This window comes from Pontibacter sp. HJ8, from assembly GCF_054824225.1.
In genome coordinates, this window is record NZ_JSYF01000285.1 from 1 (window position 1) to 9,310 (window position 9,310).

The 9,310-nt window shown below is 53.4% G+C and carries 6 protein-coding genes; all 6 read right to left on the bottom strand.

All coding sequences use genetic code 11. The features are described 5' to 3' along the window. Window positions 1–322: 322 nt before the first annotated feature. The gene (locus OB13_RS13125) at window positions 323–1,339 is read right to left on the bottom strand and encodes a glycoside hydrolase family 43 protein (RefSeq protein WP_461490621.1); all 1,017 of its coding nucleotides are present in this window, start codon (window positions 1,337–1,339) and stop codon (window positions 323–325) included. Between the two features lie 9 nt (window positions 1,340–1,348). Further along, complete coding sequence (locus tag OB13_RS13130; protein WP_461490622.1) at window positions 1,349–2,086, bottom strand: 3-keto-disaccharide hydrolase; 738 nt, start codon at window positions 2,084–2,086, stop codon at window positions 1,349–1,351. Between the two features lie 160 nt (window positions 2,087–2,246). After that, entirely contained in the window at window positions 2,247–4,268 is a 2,022-nt protein-coding gene (locus OB13_RS13135; RefSeq protein WP_461490623.1) for a hypothetical protein, read from the bottom strand. 18 nt (window positions 4,269–4,286) lie between these two features. Then, the gene (locus tag OB13_RS13140; protein ID WP_461490624.1) at window positions 4,287–6,161 is read right to left on the bottom strand and encodes a family 16 glycoside hydrolase; all 1,875 of its coding nucleotides are present in this window, start codon (window positions 6,159–6,161) and stop codon (window positions 4,287–4,289) included. Between the two features lie 45 nt (window positions 6,162–6,206). Continuing rightward, window positions 6,207–8,510, bottom strand: a complete 2,304-nt coding sequence (locus tag OB13_RS13145) for a GH92 family glycosyl hydrolase (RefSeq protein WP_461490625.1) — start codon at window positions 8,508–8,510, stop codon at window positions 6,207–6,209. Between the two features lie 76 nt (window positions 8,511–8,586). Continuing rightward, the coding region (locus tag OB13_RS13150; protein WP_461490626.1) for an ROK family protein at window positions 8,587–9,310 on the bottom strand (724 nt) is incomplete at its 5' end.

Consider the following 9,310-nt stretch of genomic DNA (forward strand, 5'->3'; position numbering starts at 1 on the left):
ATTATTTCTTTGAAGCGGATAATACACCGATACGAAGGGGGCAATCCCACCTAGATAACGAGCAGCCAGCATAAGGTTAGCGGATGCAGCAATAACTTTCAACAGGCTATACCCTACTGAATCAAAAGCTTATACCTTCATTACAGGATGCTCATTTCCCTTCTTATGACATTCGCTAACAGCACCTGCCGTTTTATCCTGCGCAAAACCACCCGCAAAAAGACTGGCAGGCAACCAGGAAGCCAGAAAGGAAAGCACCTGCGGGCAGAAGCAATTTCTATCTATTGCTTCTGTTTGCCAAATTCCGCTTTGCCGGCTTGGTTTACCTTATTTTTTGCCTGGATACGCCTTCCTTCGTGATTCTGACAGGCTTTATATACCCGTTCGTGTCAAACTCCATGTAGTCGATGCAGGTGACTCTATGGTCTCGGCCTGTTTCTCCTAGTGGCCTTCTGTGGTAAACAATATACCATTTGTCCTGCCCCTTGTTGTGAATCACGGAGTGGTGTCCGGCCCCGGTGGCAACTTCCGGGTCCTGCTTCAGGATGGTATCAATGCGTTTAAAAGGGCCAAGCGGTGAGTCGCCGATGGCATAGGCTACCCGGTAATCGGGGCCTCCCCAGCCGCCTTCTGACCACATAAAGTAGTACTTGCCTCCTCTCTTAAACATAAACGGCCCTTCCACATACCCTTCGGGTGTTATTTCCCGGAATGTGCTGCCGTCTTCAAAAGGAATAAAGCCGGTAAAATCAGCGTTGAGCTTCGCAATATTGCAGTGTCTCCATCCTCCATACAGCAAGTAATACTGCCCGTCCTCATCCTTGAAAACAAATTGGTCGATGGGTTGTGCCCCATTGTGAAACTGATCGATCAGCGGCTTGCCCAGATGGTCTTTGAAAGGGCCGGCAGGATTGTCGGCCACGGCTACCCCTATACCTCCGGGCTCGTTGTTGCTCTGGATATCGTTTGCGCCGAAAAACAGGTAATATTTCTTGTCCTTCTCAACGATAGAAGGAGCCCACATGGCTATTTTTGCCCACTTGATACTGGCTGTGTCAATAATGCGGCTATGCTTTGTCCAGTTCACCAGATCCGGTGAGGAGAACGCATCCATAAACACCTGCTCCTCATAGGGGGCTGAGTACGTCGGGTATATCCAGTACTTTTTCCCAAATATTACGCCTTCCGGATCGGCATACCATCCCGGAAAGATCGGGTTTCCGGAAGTGGCATTTTTCAATTTCTTCCCCCCTACTGTTTGTTTTTGCTCCGGTGCAACCTGCGCGTATACCTGCAGGGTCGCGCAAAGCAGAAGGCAAAGTGTCAATAGCTTTTTCATACGCAAAATTTAGAGCGGCCGTATCTTGATGTTCTTGAACCATACCTTGTCACCGTGGTCCTGCAAAGCGATGTGCCCGCTTTTGTAACGCCCGTAGTCCGGCATGCTGGCAAACTTACTTTCCTTCACCATGCGCTCCCACTCAGGGCTCCAGAGGGTATACTCCACTACTTTCTTACCGTTCAGGTAGTGGGTTACTTTTCCGTCCTTCACGATCAGGCGCGCGGTGTTAAACTCTCCCACCGGCTTCACAGCGGGCTCAGAAAGGGGATGAAGGTCGTAGTTGGCGCCTGCCTGCCGGTTATTGTTTTTGCCCATTTTGGCATCCGGATGCCGTTCATCGTCCAGGATCTGCATCTCAGGTCCGGTTTGCCAGGTATACCTGAACTTCGGGTCTTCCGACACATTAAAGAAGATACCGCTATTACCGCCTTCCGATATTTTCCAGTCCAGCGTCAGCTCAAAATCCTTGTATTCATTCCGGGTGATGATATCTCCGCCTCCGGCGCTGGCAAGTACCATGGCGCCATCTTCTATCTGCCAGGCAGCCGGCACTCCTTCTTTTCTAAATCCTTTCCAATGCTCCTCCATACTTGTCCCATCAAAGAGCAGGACCCAACCGGCCGATTTTTCTGCCTTGGTCAGTGTGTTATCCGCTTTGGCCGCATTACCGCCCGGAGTAGTCGCACATGCATATGTCGCCAGCGCAGTAGCAACAAGCAGTAAGAGTAAATAAGTTTTTTTCATCTGAATCATATGTTAGTAGAAGGTATAAGGTGAACACCTGAATGAATGACAGTTCTGTATTCAACTAAGCAACGCAGCTCCGGAACACAGCATCCATACCTGCTCATGTTCCCGAACAGGTATAGATGTTGTGTAAGAAGCAGTAAAAATCCGATCCGCCCTATTTAGCAGAAGCTTTGCCGGCAGGAGCCAGTGAATTGATCCATTTGGCAATCTTGAGGGCATCCTCTTTCGAAACCTGTGGCATAGGCGGCATCTCGGTCGCATAATCAGGCCAGTTCTTCGGCTCCGGGTTGTGAATCAGTTTTACAATCCGCTCAGGAGTATACCCGCGCTTGGCTACATCCACATAGGCTGGCCCTACCTGTTTCTTCTCCGGGTTGTGGCAGGCCACACAGGTATACTTTGCCAGCAGTCCCTTCACTTCGATGTAGGTAGGAGCGGCAGTTTTTGCAGCAACCTTGCCCGCAGCTGGCTTAGCAGCAGCACTTGCCTTGGCTGGAGCAGCTTTTTTAGTGGTTGTCGCTTTGGCTGACGTAGCGGTTGCATTTGCCTTTGGTGCGGCAGAGCTTTTGGTACTCACCTCGCTCAACGGAAGCTTCCGTCCTTCGGGTATGTTGTTGAGCGTGTAATAAGCAGTTGGGTGTACCAGCGAATAGGAGTTATCGCGCTCCCGCACCCCGCCCAGCGTGATGCCATGGACGTAGTAGCGGCGCAGATTATCCACCACAATACGCGCTTTCATGCCATCCTCTGACACTTTCACGCCTTTTATCTTGCACTCTTCTGTGTTCACAGGAGGGCTTCCGTATACCGCCTGGTATTTATAGGTGAAGCTGGAAACACTGTAGGAGGCTATATCCTCCGCCGACTTTTTGTCGACAGGCTTGGTGAACTCGATCTCGAACCCGTCCGGCATGGCACGGACAGCCCGCATTTCGAAGGGCACTTTGTTATTCCATACCAGGCGCTGCAGCCCCTGGTTGGCTTCACCGGCCGAGCCCCAGCCACGGTTGGTTTCTCCTACAAACAAAGAGCCGTCTTTTGCCCAGGCCATGCGCAGCACGCCGGACTGGAAGCCAGCCCTGAACAAGAAGGCCGCCCCCTGGTATTCGCCGTTCACCTTCTCCAGGAACACGCGCGAAATAAGGCTCATCCCTTGGTCGCCTACCAGCATCTGCCCGCCGAACGGGCCAAAGTTTTCTTCCGGAATCTTCAGGGGCTCCGAATTCGAGATACCCAGGATACCGTGCGGCAGCCATACAGCAGGCAAACGCAAGCCAGGCAGGGATTCTTTCAGGTCGAACATCGTCACAAACTTATCATCGACAACATTCTCCGGCTTGATGTAACGGCCGTTGGCATCCTTTACCTGCCGGGGATCCACTTGGGCATACATCTGTTCCGTCGTCAATTTAAGCGGTGAGTTTGGCTGGTTGGTCCAGCGCAGGCCGGCAGGGTGACCTGTAAAGGCTCCTTTTGTCACATGCCATAGCGCACCTGAACCGATCCAATCGCCCTGGTTGTCGGTATAGAAGAGCTCTCCATCGATGACGCCTATCCCGGCCGGTGAGCGCATACCTGTTGCCCAGGGCTCCAGTTTGCCGTCTTCGCTGATCTTCATCGTCCAGCCGCGCCATGGCACCCGGCTTTCGCCGCGCCACCATTCCTCACTACCGAAAGCGACGTTGCCGGTCACAAAGAAAGTACCATCCGGGGCAAGCTTCGGCCCGAAGCTGTATTCATGGTAATGCCCGGAAAGGGGCCAGGCATAGACAGTCTTGAACTTATCTGCCTTGCCATCTCCGTCTGTGTCGATCATCTTGGTCAGTTCCCCGCGCTGCGCTGCGTACAGGGCGCCGTCTTTGTAGGCTAATCCAAGAATTTCATGCAGCCCTGACGCGAATTTGCGGAAATAAGGTTGCTGGCTCGTAGGATTCTCTACAATGTATACATCGCCGCGCCGTGTCGAGATGCCCAGCTCACCCGAAGGCAGCACGGTCATACCACCGACTTCCAGCAACACGCCCTCCGGCGTTCTCACACTTGCAATCCTGAAATAGTCCTCTTCCATCGGAGACTCCTGAGCCAGGGCCGTGGAACGGATTCCTGTTACAGTAGCCGCAGTCAGCAGCAAGGATAGGGCAGCATGTTGTAGTGTTTTAATATGAGTATGTTTCATGAGTAGGAAATTCTGACGTTAGAAAATAATAGAGTAGCTGAGTTTACTGCGTACGGGCACAACCAACTCCTTCTGCTTGTTTGCGTCCCGCACAACAGGCTTTGCTCCACCGGCATCATCCACCCGGATGTAATAAGACTTTCCGTCAATCAGGTACATGTCTTTGCCGACAGCCTCAATGGTACTGCCCTGCGCCAGGCGAGCGTACAGGTTCTCTACCGGGCTCTGTACGGTTAGCTCACGCTGCAGCCCTTTTCCTCCATCAATCACTTTGATCGCGTCCTGCACCATCGTGCCGTATACCTGGTAGCTGAAGGTTGGCTGATCGCTTTTGTTCAGATCATAGCCCTCCGGCTTGTAGCCACTGCCAGCTGTATCGGCTGCCCAGGCGGCCTGCGGCGAGCTTAGTTTAGCCAGCGCCAGGGCAGGCTGTCCGAAGTACTGCACTGTGCCCATAGGCCGGGATGATCCGTCGCCACGGCTATACCACATGGGAGTGGCATCCAGGAATCCGCCGCGCCATACCTGTACCATGTTCCCCTTATCCAGATCGTAGGTATAGTGCACCTGCTCCGGGCTGCCCACGTTCACGGCATGCACCACCCTGGTGCGATTGCCCCCGTCTTTGTTGGCAACAGGCAGATCCGCGAAACTGCGCAGGATCGTGTTAACCGGAGCATCAACCAGAATAGGTCCCTCCGCATTGTTGTTCCCGCCACTCACAAGATCCCCCACCAGGTACTGACGAATGCCCGGTCCGGTAACAGCCAGTCCAACTGCAGGGCTCCCCCACTCTACCAGCTTCGAGTATAGCAGCTCAAAGGGCATGTCCCCTGCAGGCAAGGTCACGGTACCCTGCTGGTCTCTACCTTCCAGCGGGATAACCGCCTTGTTGTTGATCTTCATGATCCCTCTGCCCCCTGCCGCACTCAGGTTAAAGGTATATTCACCCGGCTCTGCCACACGCAGCGTGCCGGTATAGCGGATCAGGAAATTATTGGGAAAAGTGATTACATTAGAAGTCAGCGCAACCAACTCCCCTTCCGCCTCGGGAGGCAGCTTGTCGTACTCAGGCTCCTTCTCATACTTTCCTTTGTATACCTTATACTTCAGGTTGACAAGCTCAGGGCGTGGTTTTCCGTAGTTGGTGATCTTGATGTTGCGGAATGCCACCGCGCCATGATCGCCCTGCAGACGCAGTGGCCCTGTGGCCACTTCATTATTTCTCATGGCGCCGCGTGTAGGACCGGAGAGCTCTACGTTCTCATGTATCACCACACCATTCAGCTCGGCACGCAGGATTTTGGCGTTCTCAATCTTCTTACCGCTGGCATCAAATCGGGGTGCCTGAAAAGAGAGTTTCAGCTGCTGCCACAGGCCAGGTGCCCGGCTCACGTTCTGGCGGGGAGCATAGCCCTCATACCCTTGCTGCCCGGCCGGCCGGCTGTCGTCCCAGCGCTGATAAATGGCCCCGTTGTTGGCTGAAGTGGGTTTTTGAACGTTCCAGCTGTCCTCCAGCTGTACCTCATAGCGCCCCTGCAGGTATACCCCGGAGTTTGCCCCTTTTGCCATCATAAAGTCAAGCTCCAGGTCCATATCGCCATGCTCGAAGTTGGTATACAGGTCTGTTCCTTTGTTCTTTTTGCCAGGCTGGTTAACCAGAACGCCAGCGCCTTCCACCAATGTTAGCAGGTTCTCCTTGTCCAGTTTCGCGGTTACATCCGATGCGATCAGCCAGCTTTTGCCAGGATCTTTAAAAGAGGACAGGTTGTTCAGGGGTATTCCCGCTGCTGCCCCTGCCGCGGTTTGCGCCTGGGAAATGCCTGTACTGCACATCAGCACGATCCCGGCCAGCAATACGCCACGAATGGGTGTGTTTCCAAGTTTGATCATACACTATTAGGTTTACTTAAGGTATAGGATAGATATCGCGTTAAATTATTTGTCATTTGACAGGGAGTAAGGATAGGCATCTTTCTTCGTGCCTCTCTCCTTGTTAGGGGAGTCTGTCATGCGGAACTCCATCGTGGCTCCTTTTAACAATTCGGTGTGGCTCAGCCAGTTTTTGTCGTAGTCCTTGCCATTCAGGCGCATGCTGGTGATGTACTTATTGGCTGCACTGTTCTCCGGTGCGGTTATCACCAGCTGCTTGCCGTTCTCCAGCTGCAGCGTTGCCTTTTTGAATAAAGGTGCTCCCAGTACGTACTGGTCGGTGGCCGGCGTAACCGGGTAAAAACCCAGTGCCGAGAACACATACCAGGCCGAGGTCTGCCCGTTGTCTTCGTCGCCGCAGTAGCCGTCCGGTGCTGGCGTATACATGCGGTCCATGGTCTCCCGCACCCAGTGCTGCGCCTTCCAGGGCTCGCCGGAATAGTTGTAGAGGTAGATCATGTGCTGGATGGGCTGGTTGCCGTGGGCGTACTGGCCCATGTTGGCGATCTGCATTTCGCGTATCTCGTGAATAACGGAACCATAATAGCTCTCGTCATACACAGGCGGCAGAGTAAAGACAGAATCCAGCTTGGCGGTAAAGTTGGCGTTACCTCCCATCAGGTTGATCAGGCCCTGCACATCGTGGAACACCGACCAGCTGTAGTGCCAGCTGTTGCCTTCGGTGAAAGCGTCGCCCCATTTATAGGGATTGAACGGCGACTGAAACGTGCCATCCTGGTTCTTGCCACGCATCAGCCCGGTGGCCGGGTCGTAGAGGTTGCGGTAGTTAAGGGCGCGCTTGGCGTAGAGGTTGATTTCTTTTTTAGGACGCTTCAGGGCTTTCGCGAGCTGATAAATAGCAAAGTCGTCGTAGGCATACTCCAGGGTACGGGCGGCATTTTCGTTGATCTTCACGTCGTAAGGCACGTAGCCCAGCTTGTTGTAATACGAAGCTCCCGCGCGGCCCACGGCAGTCAGCGGGCCTTCGTTATTAGCGCCTTTCAGCACCCCTTCGTAAAGCGCCTTCATGTCCTGCCCACGGATGCCTTTCAGGTATGCATCAGCCACCACGGAAGCCGAGTTGTTGCCCACCATCACGTTGCGGTAGCCCGGACTGGCCCACTCCGGCAGCCAGCCGCCTTCTTTGTACGTATTGGCCAGCCCTTCCTGGATCTCGGCGTTTACAGACGGGTACATCAGGTTGAGGAACGGGAACAAAGCGCGGAAAGTATCCCAGAAACCGGTGTCGGTATACATAAAGCCGGGCAGTACCTTGCCGTTGTACGGGCTGTAATGTACCACCTTGCCGGCGGCGTCTATCTCGTAAAACTTGCGGGGGAAGAGCAGCGTGCGGTAGAGGCAGGAATAGAATGTGCGCATCTGGTCGGGTGTGCCACCCTCAACGGCAACCCGGCTCAGCTGCTTGTTCCAGGCCTGTCTGCCTTTCTCTTTGACGGTCTCAAAATCATCCTGCCCAATTTCTTTGAGGTTCAGTTCTGCCTGCTCCGGGCTGATAAAAGAGGAGGCCACACGCGCCTGCACCTGCTCGCCTTTTTTCGTCTTAAAACCTACTACAGCCCCTACATGGTTGTCTTTCAGTTCAAGTACCTGCGGCTGCAGTTTGTCACCGCTCCAGGCGGCTGTGCTGGCAAAAGGTTTGTCAAATACGATGACGAAGTAATTCTTGAAATTTTCGGGTACGCCGCCGCTGTTTTTGGTCGTGTAGCCGATGATCTTGTTTTCGGCAGGTATGATTTTGATGGAAGAGCCCTTATCGAAGGCATCGATCACCACATAGGCGCTGTCGGATTGGGGGAAAGTGAAGCGAAAACTAGCGGCCCGTTCGGTGGGTGTGATCTCTGTCGTTACATCGTGATCGGCCAGGTATACGCTGTAGTAGTAAGGTTTGACCACTTCTGATTTATGCGAGAACCAGCTGGCCCGGTCATCTTCGTTGTACCTTCGCTTGCCGGTAACGGGCATGATGGCGAACTGGCCGTAGTCGTTCATCCACGGCGAGGGCTGGTGCGTCTGTTTAAACCCGCGAATCTTGTCGGCGCTGTACATATACCCCCAGCCATCGCCCATCTTACCGGTTTGCGGCATCCAGAAGTTCATGCCCCAGGGCAGTGCCACGGCCGGATAAGTATTGCCATTGGACAGGCTGTGCTTGGAATCAGTACCCATCAACGGGTTCACCCACGCTACCGGGTCTGTCACTTTTTCAACCAGCGTGGTCTGGGCAAAGGAGGTGGCACATAGGAAAATCCCCAGTAGGGCAAAAGCTATTTTCTTGATCCCTGATTTCATTCCTGAATTGTATAAGTATAAAATATGCTTCAATTTTAAATGCTTATTTTCTATGATCACGCCTGTTGCAGGCGGGCTAGTTGCTGTCTGATTTAACCAGAGCGTCATGCCAGTAGCTGGCAGCCCCAATGAGCGCAGCCTCCTCTGCCAATACAGCTTTTTGGATCAGCACCTGTATGCCCATTGATTTTAGCTGGCTGGCCGTGGCCGGCATAAACAGTTCCCATGCGTTGGCGATATTCCCTCCTATTATTAAAACCTCCGGTTGCTTGTCGCGGAGGTAGGGGGCCAGAAACAGCGCTAAGTTTTCGGCAAACTCAGCGAACACCTGCCGCGCATCTGCATCGTGGGGATACAAAGCGGCAAGTTCCTTTACATCTGCCACCGTTTTACCTGATTTTTTGGTATAAGAGCGTACAAAAGCCCGGGTAGAAAGGTACTCCTCTGCAATGCTGTCCTGGAAGGGGGCATGCCATAAGTCGGCATCTTCTGCGACCCCATCGGCAAGTATAGCCGAGCCCAGACCTGTCCCCAGCGTGAGTCCCATGGCGGAGGAGATGTTCTTTGCTGCTCCCCCGAAAACTTCCCCACGCAGAAAGCAGCCGGCATCGTTGATCAGTTTGATGTTGGCAACGTCGATTTCCAATTGCGCGGCCAGGAGCTCCTTCACATTCAGGCCATAGAGGCAATCGTACTTATTCTGGTTCTTGAACAGGCAAATTCCCGCTTCGTAATCAAAGGGTCCGGGAATGGAGATTCCTATTTTTACTTCAGCTGCAGGGCGTATGCCTCCCAGGGCT